This window comes from Kribbella antiqua (assembly GCF_004345665.1).
In the GTDB taxonomy this organism is placed as follows: domain Bacteria; phylum Actinomycetota; class Actinomycetes; order Propionibacteriales; family Kribbellaceae; genus Kribbella; species Kribbella antiqua.
In genome coordinates this window covers 277395-300557 of sequence record NZ_SLWR01000008.1, presented here as the reverse complement: position 1 = coordinate 300557, position 23163 = coordinate 277395, and the positions used below count along the sequence as shown (strand labels likewise).

The 23163-nt window shown below is 67.3% G+C and carries 24 protein-coding genes; 13 read left to right on the top strand and 11 right to left on the bottom strand.

Annotated elements, in window-relative coordinates; genetic code table 11:
- Positions 1 to 15 precede the first annotated feature (15 nt).
- Positions 16 to 819 (top strand): alpha/beta fold hydrolase, encoded by an 804-nt coding sequence (locus EV646_RS23755; RefSeq protein ID WP_132152129.1) that lies wholly within the window; start codon positions 16 to 18, stop codon positions 817 to 819.
- Here the strand turns inward: EV646_RS23755 and EV646_RS23750 are convergent.
- The gene (locus EV646_RS23750; RefSeq protein ID WP_132152127.1) at positions 723 to 1922 is read right to left on the bottom strand and encodes an NAD(P)-dependent malic enzyme; all 1200 of its coding nucleotides are present in this window, start codon (positions 1920 to 1922) and stop codon (positions 723 to 725) included. The genes EV646_RS23755 and EV646_RS23750 overlap by 97 nt on opposite strands.
- A 318-nt stretch (positions 1923 to 2240) precedes the next feature.
- Here EV646_RS23750 and EV646_RS23745 point away from each other — a divergent pair, with 318 nt between their 5' ends.
- The 5 genes from EV646_RS23745 to EV646_RS23725 all read left to right on the top strand — a co-directional run bounded on the left by EV646_RS23745 (position 2241) and on the right by EV646_RS23725 (position 5987).
- Entirely contained in the window at positions 2241 to 3089 is an 849-nt protein-coding gene (locus EV646_RS23745; protein ID WP_132152125.1) for an ABC transporter substrate-binding protein, read from the top strand.
- A gap of 2 nt (positions 3090 to 3091) precedes the next feature.
- Complete coding sequence (locus EV646_RS23740) at positions 3092 to 3913, top strand: amino acid ABC transporter permease (protein ID WP_132152123.1); 822 nt, start codon at positions 3092 to 3094, stop codon at positions 3911 to 3913.
- On the top strand, positions 3910 to 4692 hold the full coding sequence (locus tag EV646_RS23735; protein WP_132152121.1) for an amino acid ABC transporter ATP-binding protein: 783 nt from the start codon (positions 3910 to 3912) through the stop codon (positions 4690 to 4692). Before EV646_RS23740 ends, EV646_RS23735 begins: the two co-directional genes overlap by 4 nt.
- Before the next feature lie 114 nt (positions 4693 to 4806).
- Complete coding sequence (locus EV646_RS23730) at positions 4807 to 5199, top strand: ATP-binding protein (protein WP_132152119.1); 393 nt, start codon at positions 4807 to 4809, stop codon at positions 5197 to 5199.
- A complete protein-coding gene (locus tag EV646_RS23725) occupies positions 5196 to 5987 on the top strand; it encodes an RNA polymerase sigma factor SigF (protein WP_132152117.1) in 792 nt (263 codons plus the stop codon). The genes EV646_RS23730 and EV646_RS23725 overlap by 4 nt, the downstream gene beginning before the upstream one ends.
- Positions 5988 to 6050: 63 nt before the next feature.
- Here EV646_RS23725 and EV646_RS23720 read toward each other — a convergent pair whose 3' ends face one another.
- Complete coding sequence (locus tag EV646_RS23720) at positions 6051 to 6461, bottom strand: hypothetical protein (RefSeq protein WP_132152115.1); 411 nt, start codon at positions 6459 to 6461, stop codon at positions 6051 to 6053.
- 455 nt (positions 6462 to 6916) lie between these two features.
- On the opposite strand from EV646_RS23720, the gene EV646_RS23715 reads away from it, so the two are divergent.
- The gene (locus EV646_RS23715) at positions 6917 to 7168 is read left to right on the top strand and encodes a WhiB family transcriptional regulator (RefSeq protein WP_012922773.1); all 252 of its coding nucleotides are present in this window, start codon (positions 6917 to 6919) and stop codon (positions 7166 to 7168) included.
- Positions 7169 to 7334: 166 nt separating this feature from the next.
- On the opposite strand, the gene EV646_RS23710 is transcribed toward EV646_RS23715, so the two are convergent.
- Positions 7335 to 8813: a sensor histidine kinase gene (locus EV646_RS23710; RefSeq protein ID WP_132152113.1), complete on the bottom strand. Its 1479-nt coding sequence runs from the start codon at positions 8811 to 8813 to the stop codon at positions 7335 to 7337.
- A 91-nt stretch (positions 8814 to 8904) separates the two neighbouring features.
- Here EV646_RS23710 and EV646_RS23705 point away from each other — a divergent pair, with 91 nt between their 5' ends.
- Complete coding sequence (locus EV646_RS23705) at positions 8905 to 9810, top strand: DUF2785 domain-containing protein (protein WP_132152111.1); 906 nt, start codon at positions 8905 to 8907, stop codon at positions 9808 to 9810.
- On the opposite strand, the gene EV646_RS23700 is transcribed toward EV646_RS23705, so the two are convergent.
- Positions 9797 to 10774 (bottom strand): endonuclease/exonuclease/phosphatase family protein, encoded by a 978-nt coding sequence (locus EV646_RS23700; RefSeq protein ID WP_132152109.1) that lies wholly within the window; start codon positions 10772 to 10774, stop codon positions 9797 to 9799. The two genes, EV646_RS23705 and EV646_RS23700, sit on opposite strands and share 14 nt — an antisense overlap.
- 268 nt (positions 10775 to 11042) lie before the next feature.
- On the opposite strand from EV646_RS23700, the gene EV646_RS23695 reads away from it, so the two are divergent.
- The 3 genes from EV646_RS23695 to EV646_RS23685 all read left to right on the top strand — a co-directional run bounded on the left by EV646_RS23695 (position 11043) and on the right by EV646_RS23685 (position 13803).
- Positions 11043 to 11324, top strand: coding sequence for a DUF3311 domain-containing protein (locus EV646_RS23695; protein WP_132152107.1), 282 nt, complete (start codon positions 11043 to 11045; stop codon positions 11322 to 11324).
- 76 nt (positions 11325 to 11400) lie between these two features.
- The gene (gene mctP, locus EV646_RS23690; protein ID WP_132152105.1) at positions 11401 to 13053 is read left to right on the top strand and encodes a monocarboxylate uptake permease MctP; all 1653 of its coding nucleotides are present in this window, start codon (positions 11401 to 11403) and stop codon (positions 13051 to 13053) included.
- A gap of 120 nt (positions 13054 to 13173) precedes the next feature.
- A complete protein-coding gene (locus EV646_RS23685) occupies positions 13174 to 13803 on the top strand; it encodes a DUF5317 domain-containing protein (RefSeq protein WP_241996278.1) in 630 nt (209 codons plus the stop codon).
- Here EV646_RS23685 and EV646_RS23680 read toward each other — a convergent pair.
- A complete protein-coding gene (locus EV646_RS23680; protein ID WP_241996277.1) occupies positions 13765 to 15033 on the bottom strand; it encodes an HD-GYP domain-containing protein in 1269 nt (422 codons plus the stop codon). The genes EV646_RS23685 and EV646_RS23680 overlap by 39 nt on opposite strands.
- Positions 15034 to 15044: 11 nt before the next feature.
- Positions 15045 to 16394: an HD-GYP domain-containing protein gene (locus tag EV646_RS23675; protein WP_241996276.1), complete on the bottom strand. Its 1350-nt coding sequence runs from the start codon at positions 16392 to 16394 to the stop codon at positions 15045 to 15047.
- Positions 16395 to 16669: 275 nt separating this feature from the next.
- Here EV646_RS23675 and EV646_RS41025 point away from each other — a divergent pair, with 275 nt between their 5' ends.
- Together EV646_RS41025 and EV646_RS23670 are read left to right on the top strand one after the other, a co-directional pair.
- Positions 16670 to 16744, top strand: a complete 75-nt coding sequence (locus EV646_RS41025; protein WP_369759046.1) for a 50S ribosomal protein bL37 — start codon at positions 16670 to 16672, stop codon at positions 16742 to 16744.
- Positions 16745 to 17062: 318 nt separating this feature from the next.
- Complete coding sequence (locus EV646_RS23670) at positions 17063 to 19522, top strand: ATP-binding protein (protein ID WP_132152103.1); 2460 nt, start codon at positions 17063 to 17065, stop codon at positions 19520 to 19522.
- 17 nt (positions 19523 to 19539) lie between these two features.
- Here the strand turns inward: EV646_RS23670 and rsrA are convergent, their stop codons facing one another.
- From rsrA to EV646_RS23645, 5 genes are all read right to left on the bottom strand, one after another.
- Complete coding sequence (rsrA, locus tag EV646_RS23665) at positions 19540 to 19815, bottom strand: mycothiol system anti-sigma-R factor (protein WP_132152101.1); 276 nt, start codon at positions 19813 to 19815, stop codon at positions 19540 to 19542.
- Positions 19812 to 20426: a sigma-70 family RNA polymerase sigma factor gene (locus EV646_RS23660; protein WP_132152099.1), complete on the bottom strand. Its 615-nt coding sequence runs from the start codon at positions 20424 to 20426 to the stop codon at positions 19812 to 19814. The genes rsrA and EV646_RS23660 overlap by 4 nt, the downstream gene beginning before the upstream one ends.
- 139 nt (positions 20427 to 20565) lie before the next feature.
- Complete coding sequence (locus tag EV646_RS23655) at positions 20566 to 21198, bottom strand: alpha/beta hydrolase family protein (RefSeq protein ID WP_132152097.1); 633 nt, start codon at positions 21196 to 21198, stop codon at positions 20566 to 20568.
- A 59-nt stretch (positions 21199 to 21257) separates the two neighbouring features.
- Positions 21258 to 22058, bottom strand: a complete 801-nt coding sequence (locus tag EV646_RS23650; protein WP_132152095.1) for an SOS response-associated peptidase — start codon at positions 22056 to 22058, stop codon at positions 21258 to 21260.
- Between the two features lie 131 nt (positions 22059 to 22189).
- Positions 22190 to 23002: a hypothetical protein gene (locus EV646_RS23645; protein WP_132152093.1), complete on the bottom strand. Its 813-nt coding sequence runs from the start codon at positions 23000 to 23002 to the stop codon at positions 22190 to 22192.
- Between the last annotated feature and the right edge of the window lie 161 nt (positions 23003 to 23163).

The following is a 23163-nucleotide window of genomic DNA, read 5'->3' as shown; positions in this document are numbered from 1 at the left end:
GTTTAGCGTCGGCACATGACCACAGTTCTGCTTGCCCATGGCGCCGGCGGCGGCATCCAGGCCAACTACGCCGGGCTCATCGAGGCTCTCTCCCCCGACTACACAATTCTCGGGCTGGACCTCCCGGGCACCGGCGGCGCCCCACGCCGGCCCGACCCGCTTACCCTCGACGGACTGGCCGACGAGCTCGTCGCAGCCGCGGACGGCCATGACCGCTTCACCATCGTCGGCTATTCACTCGGTACGGCGCTCGCGATCCGTGCCGCGACCCGGCACCCCGACCGGGTCGACGCCCTCGTCCTGACGGCCCCGTTCGCCAAGCCCAATCCGCGATTCACCCTCCTGGTCAAGCTGTGGCGCGAGCTGCTCGGCACTGACCAGATAGCTGCCTTCGTCCACCTGATCGGCCTCGGCGCGGACAGCCTCGATCGCATCGGCGAAGCCGAGCTGACCGAGTCTCTCGCCGCGTCGATCCCGCCGCCCGGTACGCCGGACCACCTCGATCTCATCGACACCATCGACGTACGCGCGGATCTTGCCAGGATCGCCGTACCCACGTTGGTCATCTCGACCACGCAGGACAACCTGGTCACGCCGTACCACCACCGGGAGGTTGCCCAGGGCATCAAGCAGGCGCAGTACGCCGAACTCGCCGCTGGGCACCTCCCGTTCGTCGAGACACCGCAGGAGTGGATCGGGTTGATCCGGAGCTTCCTCGAGGATCAGGCGCGGGCGACGCCGTCGGCTTCGGCGGCTGCGGTGACCGCGGCTGCTACCGCCGGGGCGACGCGCTCGTCGAAGGGCGACGGGATGATGTAGTCGGGTCGCAGGTCGTCCGAAGAGATCAGCCCAGCCAGCGCATCTGCGGCAGCCAACTTCATGCCCTCGGTGATGCGGGAGGCGTTGGCGTCGAAGGCGCCACGGAAGATGCCGGGGAACGCGAGTACGTTGTTGATCTGGTTCGGGAAGTCCGAGCGGCCGGTCGCGACCACGGCGGCGTGCCGGTGCGCGATGTCCGGGTGCACCTCCGGGTTCGGGTTGGCCAGCGCGAAGATCATCGAGCCGTCGGCCATCCGCGCGATCGCTTCCTCAGGCACGGTCCCGCCCGACACGCCGATGAACACATCGGCGCCGTCCAGCGCATCCACCAGCCGACCCGAAAGACCACCCGTGTCACGCGCGAGCGACAGCTTCACCGGGTTCAGGTCGGCCCGGTCCTCCGACAGCACACCCTTGCTGTCGACAACGGCCAAGTCCCCAACGCCTGCCTGCAGAAGGATCCGCGCACACGCGACCCCGGCCGCACCCGCTCCGGAGATCACCACCCGGGTGTCCTCGATCGACTTCCCCGTCACCCGAAGTGCGTTCCGAAGCGCCGCCAGTACGACGACCGCCGTACCGTGCTGGTCGTCGTGGAACACCGGGATGTCCAGCCGCTCCTTCAGCCGCCGCTCGATCTCGAAGCAGCGCGGCGCGGAGATGTCCTCCAGGTTGATCCCGCCGAAGCTCGGAGCCATCCGTACGACGGTCTCGACGAACTCGTCCACATCGGTGCAGTCCAGCGCGATCGGCACCGAGTCGACCCCGCCGAACTCCTTGAACAGCAGGGCCTTGCCCTCCATCACCGGCAGCGACGCGGCCGGCCCGATGTCCCCGAGTCCGAGTACGGCGGTCCCGTCGGTGACGACGGCAACGACGTTCGACTTCCACGTGTAGCGCCGTACCAGCGACGGCTCTTCGGCGATCGCCGTACAGACCCGGGCGACCCCGGGCGTGTAGGCCTTGGAGAGGTCGGAGGCGTCGCGGACGTGGATCGACGACGTGACCTCGATCTTGCCGCCGCGGTGGAGCTCGAAGACGGCGTCGCCGGCGTACTGATCGGTCTCGGGAACGACGGAAGACGGAAGCGGCTGGGCGACCATAAGGGGACCCCTTCGGAGAGCAGGCGGTTGGTTACAGTGAGTGGGCGGTTCGGTCAATGGGTGCGCCGAACAACGCCGTGGCCAGGGGGTCACCCGTCGCACCGAGTAAACCACACACCGCACTGGTCTGGTGTGTGAGGGTCCCCACAGGGCCCTCATTGCGGCCTGAAGGGCTGCGTTGGAGCGGCAAGAGAGTGACGATGAGGTCTCGGGCAGAGTCAGCAGCCGACAGGTGGCTACTTGCTGTGTCAGGATGCGGAATCCGGACCGGTACCGACCGGTTCGGCGTACCAGTTCCAGTGTCGAGGAGTATCAGCGATGAACATCGTCTCCACCCTCCGTCAGAGCCGCGCAACGGTCGTCGTCGCCACGGCCGCCGTGCTCGGGCTCGCGCTTTCCGCCTGCGGCAGTGATGAACCCGGCAGCGGTGGCAGTGAGGACAAGGCCGCGGCCGCGGGGATCACGCTGGTGAAGCCGGGCAAGCTGACGGTCTGCACCCACCTGCCGTACAAGCCGTTCCAGTACAAGGAAGGCACCAAGGTGGTCGGCTTCGACGTGGACATGCTCGACCTGGTCGCCAAGGATCTCGGTGTCGAGCAGGAGGTCGTCAACATCGAGTGGTCGCAGGTGACGTCCGGCGCCGGCTTCGCGGCCAAGAAGTGCGACATGGGCATGGGCGCGATGACCATCACCCCCGAGCGCCAGAAGGCCATCAACATCACCGATCCGTACATGGACGCAACCCAGGTGCTGCTGGTCAAGAAGGACTCGCCGTACAAGACGCTCGACGACCTGAAGGGCAAGAAGGTCGGCGTGCAGGCCGACACCACCGGTAAGGACTACGCCGACGAGCAGGCCAAGACGAAGGGCTTCCAGGTCGTCGTCTTCAACGACCTCGCGCTGCAGACCAACAACGTGAAGTCCGGCCGGGTCGATGCCGCGATCAACGACAACGGCGTGCTGTACGACTTCGTCAAGGCCAACCCGGACACGGCCGTGGTGGCCGAGTTCAACACCGGTGAGCAGTACGGCTTCTGCGCCCGCAAGAACGACCCGAGCGGCGACAAACTGGTGGCCAAGTTCAACGAACTGCTGGCCAAGGCGAAGTCCGACGGCACGTACAACGAGATCTACAAGAAGTGGTTCGGCGTCGAGCCGAAGAAGTGACCGTGACCGCCGCCTCCGAACCGGTCGTGCGACCAGGGCTGAGCCCGCGGCAGCGGGCTCGGCGCTCTCGCGCGATCCAGTACACGATCCTCGTCGTCATCGTCGTCGTCGCCGCGTTCACGGCGGACTGGCGCCAGATCGTCGACGTGTTCTTCAAGCCGGACCTGATGAAGGAGGCCTTCGAGGAGGGCCTCCTGTCCGCCCTGGTCCGGACGCTGGTGTACACCGCCGGTGCGTTTGTGCTCGGTCTGGTGGCCGGCACGGTGCTCGCGCTGATGCGGCTCAGCCAGGTCGCGCCGTACCGGTGGTTCTCGATGGCGTACATCGAGTTCTTCCGGGGCCTCCCCGCGATCGTCGTGTTCATCGCGTTCAGCCTGCTGCCGCTGGCCTTCGAGGGGCTGCGGATACCGTTCGACCCCTACGGCACGGTCTGGCTCGCGCTCGGCATCGTCGCGGCCGCGTACATGGCCGAGGTGATCCGCGCCGGTATCCAGGCGGTGCCCAAGGGCCAGGTGGAGGCGGCCAGGTCGCTCGGCATGCCGCCGGGCACCGCGATGCGCAAGATCCTGCTGCCGCAGGCCTTCCGGATCGTGCTGCCGCCGCTGACCAACGACCTGATCCTGCTGGTCAAGGATTCGTCGCTGGTGTTCATCATCGGCACCTCGGCCACGGCGTTCGAGCTCACCGGCTTCGGCCGGGACATGGCCAACAGCGTGTCGAACCTGACCCCGCTGGTGACGGCCGGCTTCTGCTATCTGCTGATCACCCTGCCGCTCGGTATCCTGGTCCGGCGACTCGAGGCGAAGGCGGCGAAGGCCCGATGACGACCGAATCAGAGACCGCTGTCCGCCCGGTGGTGGAGATCAAGAACCTGCACAAGTCGTTCGGCGACAACCACGTGCTGCGGGGTATCGACTTCACTGTCCGGCAAGGCGAGGTCGTTTGCGTGATCGGACCGTCCGGCTCGGGCAAATCCACCCTGCTTCGCTGCGTCAATCTGCTGGAGGTCCCGCAGCAGGGCCAGGTGCTGGTCCGCGGCGAGGACATCACGGATCCGGACTGCCACCTGGACGCGGCCCGGCAGCAGATCGGGATGGTGTTCCAGCAGTTCAACCTGTTCCCGCACCTGACCGCGCTGGTCAACTGCACAGTCGCCCAGACGACGGTGCTGAAGCGCAAGCCGGCCGAGGCTGACCGGATCGCGCGGGCCAACCTCGAGCGGGTCGGCCTGAGCGAGAAGATCACGGCGTTCCCGGCACAATTGTCGGGCGGTCAGCAGCAAAGGGTGGCGATCGCCCGGGCGCTGTCGATGGATCCGGCGCTGATGCTGTTCGACGAGCCGACGTCGGCGCTCGACCCTGAGCTCGTCGGCGACGTACTCACGGTGATGCGCAAGCTGGCGCTGGACGGGATGACGATGCTCGTCGTCACACACGAGATGGCCTTCGCCCGCGAGGTCGCGGACCGGGTCGTTTTCATGGACGGCGGCGTCATCGTCGAGCAGGGCCCGCCGGCCGACGTGATCGGCAACCCTTCGCACGAGCGCACCCGTACGTTCCTGCGCCGGGTCCTCGACCCCACCCATGTGGAGCCGACGGCCTGACTTCTGGTCGAGAGGGCCGGTCCTTATCCACAGGGTCGGCCCTCTCGCCGTGCATTCGCGGCTTTCAGAGTGGAAGATGTACGGCGTGGCGGGCCAATACGAGGGAGAGACATTGTGAGCAGCACCGGACGATCAGCCGAGGTCCGCCTGAGTATCCCGGCGGACAGCGCGTACATCGCCGTACCGCGATCGGTCGTCGGCAACCTGGCCGCTCGCAACGACTTCACCGTGGACGCGATCGACGACCTGCGCATCGCCGTCGACGAAGCCTGCGCGCTGCTGCTGCCACAATCCTCGGACGGCGTGCTGGAGTGTGTCTTCGAGATCGATCCGCCGCAGCTGACCGTGCGGACGAGCGCCGTCGTACCGAACGGGTGGCGCCCGGACACCAGCTCGTTCGGCTGGACCGTGCTGACCGCGCTGGTCGAGTCCGCGGCCGCGGAGACCATCGACGGCCGGCTCACCATCACCGTGACGGCAACCGCCACCGCCACGGAGAACGCGTGACTGACGACAGCGCCCTGGGAGAAGCCCAGGAATCCCCAGACCTGCGCACCCGGACGGCTGAGCTGTTCCGGGCGATGGCGGCCGGCCGCGACGATCCGTCGTACGTCCTGGCCCGGGACGGGCTGGTCTCGCTGCACATGCCGCTGGTCGAGCACCTGGCCCGCCGGTTCCGCAACCGTGGCGAGCCGTACGACGACCTCGTCCAGGTGGCGACCATCGGCCTGATCAAGGCGATCGACCGGTTCGACTCGGATCGGGGCGTGGAGTTCTCGACGTACGCGACACCGACCATCCTGGGCGAGATCAAGCGGTACTTCCGGGACAAGGGCTGGGCGATCCGGGTCCCGCGCCGGCTGCAGGAACTCCGGCTCTCGCTGACCTCGGCGACGGCCGAGCTGACGCAGGAGCTCGGGCGGGCGCCGACGGTGGCGGAGCTGTCGGACCGGCTGGGGCTGTCACCGGACCTGGTGATCGAGGGCCTGGAGTCCGCGAACGCCTACAACACCCTCTCTTTGGACGCTCCTGATCAGAACGAGGCCGACGCCACCACAGTGCTGGACGGGCTGGGCGGCGAGGACGAGGCGCTGGAGAGCGTCGAGTACCGGGAGTCCCTGAAGCCGCTGCTGGCCCAGCTCGACACCCGCGAGAAGCGCATCCTCACCCTGCGCTTCTTCCGCGGCATGACCCAGTCCCAGATCGCCGAGGAGATCGGCATCTCCCAGATGCACGTTTCCCGCCTGCTGGCCCGCACCCTGACCGAACTCCGCGCGGGCCTCCTCAAGGAGTAGCTACAGCCCTCCACACTCCCTGCTCCTGAAAACAGTCTCCGAGCCGACCGGCTCGACGAGCACCTACAGGACCGGATGGTCCTTGGTGGGGTCGTCCGTGAGCGCCTCCATGGACGCTTTCTGGAAGACCCCGATGAGTACGCCGACCGCCGCCACGCCCAGCGCGACCGCGACCGGCTTGGTGGCGCTGCCCCAGAAGCTGTAGGCGACCAGGAGCTGGATCAGCTGCGCGAACACGGCCGGTCCCCGGCTCCACGTCGATGCGCGCGAGAGTCCGCGAGCCACCAATACCAGGCCCCCGCCGTACAGGATGAAGAAGGCGGTCGTGGTCAGCCCGAGCACCAGCCGGGCGCTTTGGATCGTAAATGCTTCGGCAATTCCGAGGATCGCGAGCGTAAGCCCTTCCGCTGCGACCACAGCCGCGGCTAGCTTGAGCGGTCTCGGTACGGCGGCAGCTGGGGAGTCGGTCGGCACTTCGCCAGCTTAGTGCCCCATGCCGTTGGCGGTTTTGGGCACAAGGGATGACCACCCTTTCTTCCTGCGGGCCCGTCTTTGGGTCGCAGGAACCCCAGCCCCACAGGGATTTGAGGTTGTGCGTAACCCCAGGGCCGTTGGATCGGTTACTTGCAGTGAACGGGTGATCGCGGAACAGCGCCTCTGTCCGATAACCGGATGGGGTGTACGGTCGCGCACCGGTTCGTAGTGTTAAGGAAGTGTTGTGATCGGATCGACAACTCCAGAACCCTTGTTTCGACCCCTCGGGATTGGGAACATGGTCTCGTTCGTGAAAACGTTCACAACGCGTTCTGGATCGAACACCTCGCACCGCTGAACCCCTCGTGCGAGACGAACCACGAGTACAGCCGCGCTGATTGGGCACACACCAGGCCAACAGCGTATTACGACTACTGAGAGAGATGGGATCCGCCATGGATTGGCGCCACCGGGCCGTTTGCCTCGATGAGGACCCGGAACTGTTCTTCCCCATCGGCAACACCGGGCCCGCGATCATGCAGATCGAGGAGGCCAAGCAGGTGTGCCGTCGCTGCGACGTGCGTGAGCAGTGCCTCGCTTGGGCGCTGGAAGCCGGCCAGGATCACGGAGTCTGGGGCGGCCTGAGTGAGGACGAGCGCCGCGCGCTGAAGCGCCGCAACGCTCGCGCCCGCATCCGCACCGCCTGAGCAGTCCTTTCGAGGCCCCGCGGACCATCCCGCGGGGCCTTTCGCTTCCCCCAGCCCACGCCGGCCCCACCGCCGCCATTTGATGGGTTCACCTACCAAATGGTGGATCTCCCCCCTGAATACGGCGGGGGGACCACAAGTTGGTAGGTGAACCCATCAAATGGGGCTAGTCCTTGACCGGGATGTCGAGGGTGACCTGGGTGCCGGGCTTGCCGTCGTGGCGAGGGCCGAACTCCAGGGTGCCGTCGAGTTCGCCGATGACGAGCGTACGGACGATGGACAGGCCGAGGTTGCCGGACAACTCCGAGTCGAAGTTCGCCGGCAGGCCCTGGCCGTCGTCGAGGACCGTGACGTGCAGGCGGCCGACCGACCGCCCGGCGGTCAGCTCGATCGTGCCGCTGGCCACGCCGCCGTCCCGGGACAGGAACGCGTGCTCGACCGAGTTCTGCATCAGTTCGGTCAGCACCATCGCCAAGGGCGTCGCGATCTCCGAGTCCAGTACGCCGAAATTCCCCGACCGCTTGGTCTCCACGGAGGTGGCGACCGTCGACACATCCGCCACCATCGCCGCGACCCGGTCCGAGACGTCGTCGAAATCCACATGCTCGTCGAAGGATTCCGACAGCGTCTCGTGCACGATCGCGATCGACCCCACCCTCCGGACCGCCTCGGCCAGCGCGGCCTGCGCCTCGGGTACGGTGATCCGCCGTCCCTGCATCCGCAGTAACGCGGCGACGGTCTGCAAGTTGTTCTTGACGCGATGATGAATTTCCCGGATGGTCGCTTCCTTGGTGACCAGCTCCCGCTCCCGGCTGCGCAGCTCCGTCACGTCCCGGAGCAGGATCAGCGCCCCCACGTGCTGCCCGTCGGCGCGCAGCGGGATCGCGCGCAGGAACAGAGTCGCGTCGGCGTTCTCGATCTCGAGCTCCTTGGCGGCCCGGCCGGTCAGCACCGACGCCAGCACGTCGTCCACCTTGTGCCCGGTGTGCAGCAGCTCGCCGGTGATGTCCTTCAGCCGGCTCCCGACCAGGTCCGTGACCAGGCCCATCCGCCGGTACGCCGACAACGCGTTCGGGCTCGCGAACGTCACCATGCCGTGCCGATCGACCCGGATACAGCCGTCGCCGACCCTGGGCGTGGTGGACAGCAACCGCTCTCCGCCGTACGGAAAGACGCCGTCGGTGATCATCCGGGCCAGGTCGGTCGCGCTCTGCAGGTAGGCGATCTCCAGCCGGGACGGGGTACGGACGCCGAGCAGGTTGGTGTTCCGCGCGATCACCGCGATCACCCGGGTGCCCCGCCGTACCGGGATCGTTTCGACCCGGACCGGGACGTCGTCGCGCCACTCCGGGTCACCCTCGCGGCAGATCCGGCCCCCGTCGTACGCCTGGTCCAGCAGGTGCCGGCGGCCGCGCGGGATGAAGCTGCCGACGATGTCGTCCAGGTACGCCGTCGGGCCGGTGGTCGGCCGCATCTGCGCCCCGGCCCAGAACCCGAGCCCTTCGGTATCGGGCAGCCAGAGCACCAGGTCGGCGAACGACAGGTCGGCCAGCATCTGCCAGTCGGAGACCAGCAACTGCAGGCGATCCAGGTCGGCCTGGTCCAGCGTCGTGTGGTTCCGCGCCACATCGGTCAAGGACGGCACAGACCGATGCTATCGAGACACCGTTTGGCGGGCTCGACAAGTAGGTGTAGATGGGTGTTGATTGATCAGGGCCGGATGAAAGGATGCTCGGGTGGAGTCGACGTACTGGCAGGACGTGATGGCCGCGGATTACGCGGTACCGGGCGACCGTGCGCTGACCGACCTCACCGAGGAGCTCGTCCGCGGCCTCGCCAGTACGAACCCGCAGGTCCGGGACGCGCTCGCCTATCCGACGCTCGCGACCTGGCTTGAGCGCGGGGTGTACGACGACCTGCTGCCGGGTTTCGGGGACGGTCTCTGCGCCGGTCTGGCCTACGGTCTGGGTGAGGACGGCACGGATACCGTCTTCCGCAGGTCGTTCACCGCGCTGACGCTGGCTGAGGTGATCCACCGCGACAACGCCGAGTTCCTGGTGCATGACGAGGTGGTGATGCGCTGGGGCGACCGGCTGGCCACCTGGCTGCTGCGGGAGCGCGACCTGCGCGGCTATGTCCCCGACTGCGGCTGGGCGCACGCCGTTGCTCACGGCGCGGACGCGATCGGCGCTCTGGCACGGTCCCGGCACTGCGACGCCGGAGTGCTGCGCGCGCTGCTCGACGTACTGGCGGACCGGATCGTCAAAGACACGCAGTACCGCTGGGTGCACGAGGAGCACGACCGGGTCGCCCATGCGGTGATGACGATCCTGCACCGGAACATGCTGACCAGCGACGAGCTGGAGCGCTGGCTGAAGCCGATCGCGGCGACCGCGGCGCAGCAGCCGTTGATGCACGAGACGCTGCCGGAGTGGCCGACTCCTTCGGTGTTCAATGCTCGCGGCGTACTTCATGTGCTGTTGAGCCAGCTGGCGATCGGTGTGAAGGGCTTTCCGATCCCGGGCGACGACGAGCTGTTCGGCCGGCCGATCGAGGCTCGCGCAGACATGCTGCTGATGCTCACCGAGGCAGTCCAGGCTTCGCAGCCCTACATCTACCGTCCCGCCGCTACTCAGTCTTAGGTACGACGACTGTCGCCACAACCGCCCGGTGATCGCTGCCTTCGATCCCGTAGGTCTTGAAGCTGCCCGGCTCGAGCTGCCGGGTGAACAGCACATGATCGATCTGAGTACGCGCGAGCGCCGGCCGGTCCGACGGCCACGTGCCCTCCAGCCCGGCGCCGACCGTCGACGCGACACTGCGGCAGTTCATGCCGAGCGCATGCCGGAAGTCCGCATGGTCCGTGGTCGAGTTGAAGTCACCCGCGACGATCGTCGGCGGATCCTGCGCACACCACTGCCGCAACACCCCGAGATCCCGTTTCCAGGTGGTCACCTCGGCCGGCAGCGGCGGGAACCCGTGGTACGCGATCAGCCGCACCTCGCCCAGATTCCCCCCAGTGATGACGATATGGCCGAAGGTCGTCGCCTCATCGTCCGTCGCGAACCGCACCGCGCCGAGTGACGACGAGACCAGCACACTCGTCGCACTCTCCGGCGCCGCACTCGGCTGCTGCGTGTAGCCGTGGTAATCAAGGCCTTGCAGGTGCGCCCGGATGTCCTCCCGTACGTCGGCCTGTGCCTCCGGCAGCGAAACCAGATCGGGCTTCTGCTCCCGGATCATCTTGGCCACCTCACCCGCGTCGGCACCGCCGCCGAGTACGTTCGCGACCATGATCGTCAGCACCCGTGAGCCAGCCGGTGGCGGATCCGCGTCGGACAACTCCCGCGGCGCCGTCAACGCCGCCCCGGTCAGCGCCAGCAGCCCGACCAGCGCCGCCGCGATCCGCCATCCCCGCCGTACCAGCATGACGAGCGCCAACGCGAGTACGACGACCAGGCCCTGTGGACGGAAGGCGACCAGCTGAGCGAAAGGGGTGACCTCGTCCAGCCCGACCAGCTCGGGATACAGCGGGACGGCGACGACAAGCAGGAACAGCACGGACAGTACGATCCGCCGGATCAGCCACGCGCGCTCGCTATCCATGAACCACCCTCGAGTCCATTGTGACGGACCTGAACGGTAGCCTGATCATCCAGGGACTCCTGCGCACGGTGGCCTCGGCGGGCGAGGTCGACGGCGCCGCGCCCGGGTAGGCGGATACGGCGAGATGGCAACGATCAACGGAAAGACACGACCCGCCGGACGAACCATGCGCGTTCGTTATCCATGAACCACGCTGAAGATCTAGTCCGGTCTGCGGACGGACGGTAGCGTGCTCCGTTGCGCCTGCTGTGTCCCGAGGAGGTTTGCAGTGTCCCGATTGTCCGCGGTCAAACCCGCGTACTGGATCTCCGGCGTCCTGCTGGCGATCTCGATCGTCGTCCCGCTGCTCGTGTCCACCTACGCCAAAGATGGGCCCCGGCTGTGGGGATTCCCGTTCTTCTACTGGTATCAGCTCATGTGGGTCTTCATCTCCGCGGTGCTGATCAGCATCTGCTACCGGCTGGTGAGTGCCGAGGAGCGCAAGCGGCGGGCCGCTCAGGGGCTTGGTGACCCTGATCGTCCGGCTCAGGCCAAGGAGGCGGACCAGTGAGCGAGCGAAGCGAGGTCACCATCAAGTACAGCGCGCCTCGTGTCTCATCGGCGCCCGGAGCGAAGCGAGGACGCCGATGAGCGGGGTCAACTGGGTGCAGCTGTCCATCGTCATCGTGATCTTCGGTGCCGTCACCGCGATGGGCTTCATGGCGGCCCGGTGGCGCAGAGGCGGCCCCCTGGAGAGCCTGGACGAATGGGGTCTCGGCGGCCGTGGCTTCGGAACCTTCATCACCTGGTTCCTGCTCGGCGGCGACCTCTACACGGCGTACACGTTCATCGCCGTACCGGCCGCGATGTACGCCACCGGCGCGATCAGCGGGTTCTTCGCGGTGCCGTACACGATCGTGGTCTACCCGATCATCTTCATCTTCATGTCCCGGCTGTGGTCGGTCTCGCACCGCAACGGCTACGTCACCCCGGCGGACTTCGTCGGCGGGCGGTACGGCAGCAAGGCCTTGTCCTTGGCGGTCGCACTGACCGGCATCCTGGCGACGATGCCGTACATCGCCTTGCAGCTGGTCGGTATGCAGGCCGTCTTCGAGACGATGGGCCTCGGCGGCCACAACGTGTGGGCCAAGGACATCCCGCTGCTGATCGCGTTCGCCGTACTCGCGGCATACACGTACTCCTCGGGTCTGCGGGCGCCGGCGATGATCGCGTTCGTCAAGGACGGCCTGATCTACCTGGTGATCGCGGTCGCGATCTTCTACCTGCCGCACGTGCTGGGCGGCTGGGGCTCGATCTTCGACGCCGCGGAGACCAAGCTCACCGCGACCAACCCGGCCACCGGCAAGCCGGTCGGCGCGTTCATCCCCGGTGAGCAGGGCTATTCGGCGTACTGGACCCTGGCCCTGGGGTCGGCGATGGCGCTGTTCATGTACCCGCACTCGATCACCGCCGTCCTGTCGACGAAGAACCGCAACGTCGTACGGCGGAACGCGGCCATCCTGCCGGCGTATTCGCTGCTGCTCGGGTTGCTCGCGCTGCTCGGGTTCATGGCGATCAAGGCTCAAGTGAACGTGAAGGGCCTGGACGGCATCGCGAACCCGCAGCTGGCGATCCCGCGGCTGTTCGACCAGGAGTTCCCGTCCTGGTTCGCCGGGATCGCGTTCGCGGCGATCGCGGTCGGCGCGCTGGTGCCGGCGGCGATCATGTCGATCGCGGCGGCGAACCTGTTCACCCGCAACATCTACCGCGACTTCATCAGGCCGTCGGCCACGCCGGCGCAGGAGGCCAAGGTCTCCAAACTGGCGTCGCTGCTGGTGAAGCTGGGCGCCCTGGTCTTCGTCCTCACCCTGGACAAGACGCTGGCGCTGAACTTCCAGCTGCTGGGCGGGATCTGGATCCTGCAGACCTTCCCGGCCATCGTGGTCGGCCTGTACACCCGGTGGTTCCACCGCTGGGCGCTGCTGGCCGGCTGGGCGGTCGCGATGGTGTTCGGCACGATCGAGGCCTACAACGTGATCAACCCGGCGACGAAGAAGCACTTCGGTGGTTCGCTGGCGAACATCCCGTTCACCGACAAGCAGGCCTACATCGCGCTGACGGCGTTCTGCCTCAACCTGATCATCGTGATCGTGCTGACGCTGGTGTTCCGGGCCCTCAAGGTGCCGGACGGCCAGGACACCACCCACAGCACGGACTACACCGCCGACCAGGGCGACCCGGGTGTGAGGGACCTCCCGGAGATCCTCGACGAGGGCGGCCCCGCTACCGCGAAGCCGTAGTCAGTTCAGTTGCCGATGGCCCCCTTCCGAGGGGGCCATCGTCACGTATTGCTGCTATGTCGACACGCTGCGGGGTCAGATTGCCCCGGATTCCGGCGCGGGCGCGGCAGAATCGCGAGGGTGTTGCTGGTCCTCCTCGTCATACTGCTCGCCGCGGTCGTCGCGCTGCTGACCGGTGGACGCTTCACCCGGCTGGCCGGCAACTCCTTGTCCGGCGTGCGTTGGCTGGCCGCGGCCGCACTCGGCCAGCTCCTCGGCTCGCTCTCCGGAGGTACGGCGTACCCGCTCGGACTGGTCGGCTCCGCAGTCTGCATCGCCGTGTTCCTCCGCCTCAACCTGCGCCACCCCGGTGTTGCCTTGCTTGCCATCGGCTTCTTCTGCAACGCCCTGGTGGTCGCGCTGAACGGCGCCATGCCGGTCTCATCCGAGGCACTGGTCCGCGTCGGCATTGGTTCGTTCGTCAGCGACCCACGCCATGAGTTGCTGGACGCGTCGACCACGTTGCCGTGGCTGGGCGACGTCGTACCAGTGGCGCTTCCCGGACTCGGCCAGGCCGTCAGCCCTGGTGACGTCCTGATCGCCGCCGGCGCCGGTCTGCTGCTCTACTCCGGCATGGGCGGCTCTGGACGCATCCCCACCGACTCCGCCCCCGTCTGGGACGACCTCGAGCCGTACGACGCCTTTCCGGCGCTGCGGGTGCTCCCCCGATCGCTAGAACCGGAACCCGCGGCCGATGACCCTTCTGAGTGACTCGACCACAACAGGGTCGTACTCCGCGCCGATGCCCAGCCCGATGGACTCCATCGCCTTGCCCGGCGACTGCCCAGTGCCCTCGCCGACCAGCTGCTCGTAGGCCAGTGCGACGTTGACGATTCCGCTCTCCAACGGGATCGAGGCATTGTTGGCGCGCCCCTGCCGGTAAGGATCGTTCGAGTGCCGCACGATCTCGGCCACGTGATCCAGCACGCCCGACCGCTCGATCACCGAAGCCCCGATCTCCGCCGCCCGCTGCCGCTCCGCGCGGGTCCGCAGCAACGACGCCCCACCGGGACTCGGATCCGCCAGCGCCAACTGCCCCACCCCCGACAGCAAGGCCGCATACTCCAGCGCCTCCATCCGCGGCGGCGTCAGGCCGAGGTCATGCCCCAGCGCCACCGCCAACTGCGCCGTACGCGCGTTCTGTCCAGGACTACTGAACCCCGCGATCTCGGTACTGCGCGCCATCGACCGAACTGTCGTCCGATAAGTCCGCTGCGCCGAAGCAAACCGCCGAAACGCAAACTGCGTCAGGAACAACGGCACCACGACCAAAGGCGGTGCCCACAAGCCGAGCAACGCCGTACCGCTGGCAAGCAGGATGCCGCTGATGCCCATCGCGATCCCGATCCTGCCCATCACCGCGAGCTCGTCGCGTAATGCGGCTGGGAACGGCCTGTTGTAGCGCTCGGTCGCCTGCCCCGCACCGATGAGCGCATCGCTGATTCCGGCGCTCAACACCGCGGCCATCATGGCGCCGGCGAGCCAGAGCGCATCCTGCCAGCGACCGGTCCAGGCGAGATCCCTGGGCGCCAGTGCCGCGAACACCGCCGCAGCGCAGGCCACCGAGACACCTCGGCGGCACGAGACGACGACATCCCACCAGAGCCCTGCGATTGCCCTGGGCAAGATCCCGGCCACGGTCGCGACCGCGGTGACCGCCACGATCTGCGCGACGTCCGGGGGTATCGCAACCGAAGGCCCACGCAGCATTGCGTATCCGAGCGCAGCACTGGTTGCGATCGGCGCCCTGTTGCGGCTTCGGTCGACCCTGAACTGCACCATCTCGCCGATCGCGATCAACGCTCCGAAGGTGAGGGCGAAGGACCACTCGGTCATCCCCCGCCTGGCCGTCATGATGATCGCGACGAACGCCAGCGCGGCGCCTGCCACCACGATCACGACGCCGCTGCCCATTCGGCGCAGTTCGAGTCCCTCTGTCATCCCGGTCGCCATCAGTCCGGCCCTGCCGCTGTTCCGGTTGCTCCCCCGCCGCTGCCGAGGCTGAGGTCGTCGTGGTCGATCGCCGCCACGACCGAGCCGTCCGGCGCCGGCTGGTTCACCGCGGTCTTCCAGCCGTGGCGCCGGATGACCTCGACGAACGCGTCCACCAACCCGGGATCGAAGTGGGTGTGGCGATCCTGGGTCAGGATCGCCAGCGTCTCCTCGACGCCCCGGGCCGGCCGATAGGAACGCGTGGAGGTGAGCGAGTCGAAGGCGTCCACGATGCCGATGATGCGGGCGAAGTACGGGATGTTCTCGCCGCTCAGCCCGGCGGGATAGCCGGTGCCGTCGTACTTCTCGTGGTGGTGCAGGACAGCGGACTTGACCTCTTCGAGAAACGGAATGTTGCCGATCAGCTCCACTCCGCGGGCCGGATGGAGCCTGATCGCGTCCATCTCCGTATCGTCGAGGCGCCCCGGCTTCTGGATGATGCTCGTCGGCACACCGACCTTCCCGACGTCGTGCAGCAGGCCGGCGTGTTCGAGCGCGGTCTGCCGATCGGCCGGAAGCCCCAGCTGCCGGCCGAGCATCCCGACGCCCTCGCTGACGCGTTCGGAGTGACCGCGGGTGTAGAGGTCCTTGGTCTCGATCACCTGGATGAAGGCACGCATGGTCGCGGCTTGCGCCCGCCGCTCCACTTCGTACTGCGAGAGCGCCCAGCGACTGACGTACAACGGGACGAAGATGAGGAGGATCGACAGGAAGCCCAGGCCGGACAGCCAGGCGACCGCGAGCAGCAATCCGAGCAGCCCGTATCCGAGCAGTGACGGCGAGGTCGGCAACGCGACCTTGCGCAGGAAGGTGGACGGCGACGGATCGCCAGGCTCGAGCGACAGGACCACGCACAGCAGCAGTGCGTTGACCACCAGCCAGGTCGCATTCGCCGCCGTAGTGGTCCAAATCGCATCCCACGGATGCGACAGCACATCGTCGCCACGCGGGCCGCCTGCGTAGTGGAAGACCATCCCGCCGGCCGCGGCACAGATGACCGACTGGGCGCCGTTGAAAACCTTCTTCACCAACGGATGGCGGCGGTCCTGCCCCAGGGCGCCGACCGCACCGACGAGGATCGCCGAGCCGACTCCGGACAGCAGGTACAGCGCGATGACAAGAACGTAGTCGAGAGAGGTCCGGTAGACCTGTCCCACTCTGGGCCGGAGCACTGTCCCGGCCAGCATCAAGAGCCCCAGGAAGACGGTGGGCGCGTCAATCGTCGCGTGTGCTGCGGCGAACCCGAGAACCACAACGGCCAGGGCGGTCGTCACGACCACCACCAACCGAAGCAGCACCCGCCGGTTCACGCGCGCAACGCTACCTGGAGAGACGTCAGTGGACTACCAGTCCCAGCCGCTGTCGAGCATGTCGGCACCTCCGTTTCAGCGTCGCAGTCTTGCGCCCTGCCGAGATGAGCAGGGCACAGGGGGGCAGACAGCAGTCGCTGACTGCTCAAGATTTTGCTCATATCGCTGACGCCGAAACACTGTAAGGCCAGACCGTGACCCGCCGCACGATATGAGCGATCGGGCATGGTATGAGAGACTGTGACTCTTTGCAGTTGTTTCAAGGAGGCTTAGGAATGGGCAAGACCGGCCGCAAGCGCCGCGCACGCAAGAAGAAGGGCGCTAACCACGGTAAGCGCCCGAACGCCTGACTGCGGCGGCTACAGACAGCGAGGACCCCGGCCAAAACCGGGGTCTTTGCAATTTGGTCACAGGTCATAGAAGACCACCAATAACAGAGGTCTTGTATTCGGAGCGTCCGCAGCTGAATACAGAATGCTATTTTCAAACAAGCGTTGGGCTTTCGTTGAAGCCCCGCCGCCGCCGGCTCACAAGCACCTGCCAAACCGGTCCAGCCACCGCTGTGGATAACGACGGCGGGCAGTCGGCGGATCCTCCTAGAGTTAGCTGCGACGTCCGGCACCGTCCGTGCCGGATGACGTCGTACGAGTGAGGGAGGTGGGGTGAGGATGGCGAGCCTGAGCGAGTTGCTCCGCCGGCACCGCAGCGCCGCCGGTCTGACCCAGGCCGCCCTCGCCGAGAAGGCCGGCCTCAGCGAGCAGGCCATCAGCGTCCTCGAACGCGGCATCCGCAGCCGGCCCCGCATCGACACCATCCGTGCCCTCACCGCGGCCCTCGGCCTCGACACCAAGGATGCCGAGGAGTTCACCGCCGTTGCCCGCGGCAAAGGCCGCAAGCCCCGCGCCCCCGAGCCGGAGGCCCCAGCGCCGGTCGACACCTTGCCGACGCCCTGGCAGCTCCCGCCGGCGATCCGCGACTTCACCGGGCGCACCGCCCAGATCGACGCGATCCTGTCGGCGCTGCGTGCTCCGGACGGGCTGCCCAACGGCGCCGTCGGTCTGGTCGCGGTGACCGGGATGGGCGGCATCGGCAAGACCGCGCTGGCCGTCCAGGCCGCCCACAAATTGGTCGATTCCTACCCTGACGGCCATCTCTACCTCAACCTTCGCGGCTATGGTCCGGGCAATCCGATGACGACCGGCGATGCGCTGCGGCAGTTGCTGCGGTCGCTGGGCCTCGACCTTCAGCTGATTCCGGAAGGCGTCGAGGAAGCGGCCGGGCTGTTGCGATCCCAGCTCGCCGGTCGCCGGGTGCTCATGCTGCTCGACAACGCGACCGACGTACGCACGGTGATGCCGTTGCTACCCGGCAGCCCTGGGTCGGCGGCGATCATCACCAGCCGTGGTTCGATGGCGACGTTGCACGGTGCGCGCCAGATCCTGCTCGACGCGCTGTCCGAGACGGAGTCGGTCGAGCTGCTGTCCGGTGTGATCGGCCAGGCCCGCGTTGCCGCCGAGCCGGACGCTGCCGAGACCCTGGCCCTCTTCACCGGACGGCTGCCATTGGCGGTCCGCCTGATCGGTGCCCGCCTGGCCGCCCGGCCCAACTGGCCGATCCAGCACCTCGTGGATCTCTTGCAGGACGAGGAACGGCGGCTCGACACCCTCGGTTCCGACGAAACCGGCGTACGCGCGAGCATCGCCAGCTCCATCCGGTTCCTGGAGACGAGCGACCGCGACCTCGACCGTGAAGCGGCGCGGGCCCTGCCCCTGCTCAGTGTTCCCGACGGTTCGGACCTGCTGACCATCGTCGCTGCTCACCTGCTCGATATCGGTGTCCGCCAGGCCGACGCCATCCTCGAACGCCTCGTCGACCTCAACCTGCTCGAGTCCATCGCCCCCGACCGCTACCGCTTCCACGACCTCATCCGCGCCTACGCCCGCGAACTCGCCGAAGATTCCCTCACCACCGCCGAACGCGACGCCGGCCTGGAACGAATCCTGCGCTTCTACACCGGCTTCGCCTGGGCCTGTCAGTTCCTCACCCACCCGGCCAGTCCCCGACTCGCGCTGGCGACGACCCTCATCGAGCCGGTCCCTGCGCTCGCTGATGCGATGTCGGCGCTCCAGTGGCTCGACGTCGAGCAACGCAACGTGATGGAGAGGTATCACCAGGCAGCTGCGTCCTCGCTGGCAGGATCCGCTCTGTTTCCTGAGCTGACGCTCGCGCTGTTCGGGTACCACGAATCTCGATCGCGCTGGGTGGAGATGCGCGAACTGTGCCTCGGCGCAGTTGATCTGGCCCTGAAGCTCGACCTGCCGATGGCCGCGGCCTGGCTCGAGCACGACAGCGCCATCCCAGAAGTGGAGAACGGGACTCTCGAAGCCGCCACGACACATCTCTTCAGGGCCCTGGCGATGTTTCGTGAGCTCTCGGACGGTCAGGGACAGGCCCGGTGCTGCACCTCCCTGACGCATGTGCTCGGCCGGCTCGACCGCATCGACGAGGCCCTCGAACTCGGAGCCGAAGCGCTCGTTCTCAGCCAGCAGCTCGGCGACCGGACCATCGAGGGCGTGTCCCATATCGCCCTGGGCGGCTTGTACGACCGCAAGGGAGACTACGAGCTCGCCGACCAGGCGTTTCAGCGCGGAATCGCCCTCGCCCGGGAATCGGGGGACCTTCGATCGCTGGTTAAGAGATATCTCAACGCCGGCTTCTCGAATCTGCTGGTCGGCCGGCTACAGGATGCGCTCGAGCCACTGTTCCTGAGCCTCGAGACCGCGAGGCGTGCCGGTAATGAGGATCTCCAGTCGCAGGCATTGCAATGTCTCGCGGCCGTCTACGCAAGCCAGGCAGAGTATGACGAAGCGCGGCGATACATCGAGCGCGCCATGATCCTGGTCAGGCACCTCGGAAACAGGGTGCGGGAAGGCTGCCTCATCCTGGAATTGGGCAAGGTTCGCGCGGCCGCGGGCGATTCGGCGGCTGCGATCGAGCACCTCACCGCCGCAGTCGCCGTACTGCATGACATCTCGCCCCACTTCGAGGCGGCGGCGAAGGACCTGCTGGCGCTGGTCCGGCGCGGCGATTCTTATTCCTATACCTTCGACGACTCCCAGGTCAGATGAATGCCATCGCGGACCGATCAGTCGGTGGTGATGGTGGTTTCTACCTGGATTTGGGTGAGGCGGAGGAGGATTTTCTGGCGGAGGGCGTCGGGGGCCTGGTCGGAGCCGCAGGAGCGGTGGACCAGTTTCTTCACGCAGCGCTCCAGGTCGTACTCGTCCAGGCAGGGGGCGCACTCTTCGAGGTGCTGGCGGATCTCCTCGGTGCTGGCGTCCTCGAGTTCGTTGTCGATGAAGACGTACACACGCTGCAGGATCTCGCTGCAGTCGACGTCGTGGTGCTCGCCGCAGCTCACGACTCCTCCTCGGTTTCCTTCTCGTCGGCCGGGAGCAGGCCCCGGTCGCGCGCGTAGTCGGCCAGCAGCTCGCGCAACTGACGCCGGCCCCGGTGCAGTCGCGACATCACGGTGCCGACCGGCGTACCCATGATGTCCGCGATCTCCTTGTACGCAAAGCCCTCGACATCGGCCAGGTAGACGGCCAGCCGGAAGTCCTCCGGGATGGCCTGCAGGGCCGATTTGATGTCGGAGTCGGGCAGGTGCTCGAGGGCAACCGCCTCGGCCGACTTCAGGCCGCCGGGAGTGTGCGACTCGGCGGCGGTCAGCTGCCAGTCCTCGATCTCCTCGGTCGGCGACTGCGTCGGCTGGCGCTGCCGCTTGCGGTATCCGTTGATGAACGTGTTCGTCAGGATCCGGTACAGCCACGCCTTCAGGTTGGTGCCCGGCGTGAACTGGTGGAACGAGCTGTACGCCTTCGCGAAGGTGTCCTGGACCAGGTCTTCGGCGTCCGACGGATTACGGGTCATCCGCATCGCCGCGGCGTACATCTGGTCGAGGAACGGCAGCGCCTCGCGCTCGAAGCGCGCGGTCCGCTGCTCGGGTGTCTCGGTGGTGGTGGGAGTCGGCATCGTGATCGAGAATACCGGGGTCTTCCCGCGGTCCCGCGCCGGAGCCTCTCTCGTCGCCATCATGTCCGCCACAACACGCCCGGGCGCGGGGGCATTCCCGCCTGCGCGGGCGATCCGCCGTCCTAGAGGTGCCTGCCCACTATCCGGACACCTCGCGGCTGACCCATTCGAACACGGCTTCGATCAGCAGGTCATAGGCCTCCGGCTGGCTCAGCTCCGCCCGCTTCGGCACCTTGAACTCGTGATTGGCGTCCGGTACGACGGCCATCTCGGTCAGCGGCGGGAATTCTTCGGGCGTCCCGAACGGATCCCGCTCACCTTGTACGACGAGTGTCGGCAAGCCCGCACTCTGCAACTCCCCCACCCGCGACTTCTCCGGCTTGCCCGGCGCGTGCAGCGGAAACGCCAGCGCCAGTACGCCGGACGCACCCAAGCTGCTGGCGGTCCGGCAGGCGACCCGGGCCCCGGCGCTGCGGCCACCGATCACCAGCGGGGTGCGGATCCGGAGCTGGCCGATGATCGCGATCCAGGCCTCGTCGAGGATCTTCGGACTCGGCGCGAGCTTCTTCCCGGCCCGGCGCCAGGGCTGCTCGATCAGGAACACGTTGATGTCCTGCTTCGGCAGCCGGGCCGCCAGCGCGGTCAGGTCGCCGGCCTCGATCCCTCCCCCGGCACCATGACCGAGGGCCAATGTCGCCACCGGCCGCCGGGCCCGATGCGCCACGATCCGGGCCTCACCGTGCGGCGTCCCCACAATCCGTTCGTCGGTCACCGCCCCATCCTGTCATCACCTGTGAACAGAACTGTGGTGTTCCCTCGGTGGGTCAACGATCAGAAGAGTGTGGTCTCTTCCGGCGGTTCCGGCTTGTCGATCGGGTCGGTGCCGTCGGGTGGGAGTGGGTCGAGCAGGTGCGGGCCGTTGTTCTTCACCGAGCTGACCGCCTTCGATACGGCGTACGCCTCCAGTCGGCCGGGTGACGCCGGGACCAGTAGCTCGAGGAGGTTGTCCGGGTCGGAGCTCAGCGGATCGAGCCAAGCGTCGTACCGGTCGCGTTCGACCAGCAGCGGCATCCGGTCGTGGATCCGCCCGAGGTCGTCGGTGGCACTCGTGGTCAGAACGGTGCACGTCCACAGCCACGCCTCGTCCTTGTCCGGGTCCTCGACGGACTTGTCCCGCCAGATCTCGTACAAGCCGGCCATCGCCAGGACGCTGCCGTCCGGCGGGTGGATGAAGTACGGCTGCTTGACCGGCTTGCCGTTCACCTTCTCCTCGGCGGTGTACCACTCGTAATAGCCGTCGGCCGGCAGGATGCAGCGGCGGGTGGCGAAGGCCTTCTTGAACGCGGGCTTCTCCGCGACCGTCTCCATCCGCGCGTTGATCAGCCGCGACCCGATCGAGGTGTCCTTCGCCCAGGACGGCACCAGCCCCCACTTGACCGTGGTCAGCTTGCGGACGGTCTCGTCCGGCGCGTCCCGGTTCTTCCGCTCGACCACCGCGATCACCTGGTCGGTTGGCGCGACGTTGTAGTTCTCACCGACCTCCTGCACGGACTCCCGCACATTCCCGGCCTCGATCTCGAACTCCACGACGAGGTCGGACGGGTCCCGGCTCGATGCATACCTACCGCACATGCCTCCACCTTAGACAGGAGCATGGACAGTTACATGGACAAGCGGTGAGCGGATCGCCCACCCCGTGATGGGCGATCCACTCACCGGCTGATGCGTCCGGGCACCCCCCTGTTGGCGTCCGGACGCAGGTCCTAGGGTCTGGCGAGTTCGTCGAGCACCCGCCCGGCCATCGCGTCGGTGTGCGGCAGGCCTTCGATCCAGATCCGGGCCAGCTGGGGTATGTCGGTGTCCAGCCGCCACTGGGTGATCAGGGCTCGTACCGTCTCGACCTGCTCCGGCAGGTTCGGCTCGCGGCCGACGAGCGCCGCCGCCTTGCGTGAGCCGACGCGGCCCAGTACGTCACCGCCGTAGAAGACGATCCGCAGGCATTCCGCCACGTCGACCAGCCGGAGCTCGCGGTCGAACGGCGTCGTCCCCGGGGGATTGAGCGGCTCGACAACCACCAGTGCGTGGGTTTTCGGTACGGAAGTTCCACGGAACTCCGCCTCTCGGTAGAGCTCCCCCAGCCGGGACCGCAGGTGGGCCAGGCTGGACAGCCCGGTCAGCGGGTCCTCGCAGGACAGCGAATGGAGATAGACCAGGGACGCTTCGGCCCAGCTGGAACTGAGTGCGCGTACCGCGGCGAAAGCCGGCTCGCCCCCGGCGATCGAGCGGTACAGCGCACTCAGCCCATCAAGTGCCTCGAGCAACGAGACACCGTCGGTCGCCAGCCGGCGCCCGACCTCGTCACTCGCAGGCACGACATCGGCCCCGTCCCGCAGCGCCTCGGCGATGGCGAGGTAGGCGCTGTGGTCGATGCCAGCTGTGCCGTGTGGCTCCCTCCCGCCGCACGGTTGATCAAAAGACGACGCTTCCGGCCGGGTCCGGGCGGGCGACCCCGCCAGGTTCAGGGACTTGGCCGGACGCAGGTCGAACCGTCGGCGGAACTCCGCGAACAGCGACATGGCCCTCCTCGAATAGCCCCGTCAGTCTCCCGGCCGGGCGGCCGGAAGCGTCGTTCTGGAGGTGAGACAGGCGGCGGGAGAGTTCATGACGCGGATTCGCCGAACTTTTTCCGCGTAACTTCTCCACTGGTGTTGTCGTCAGGAAAGGAGCACAGTTCCGC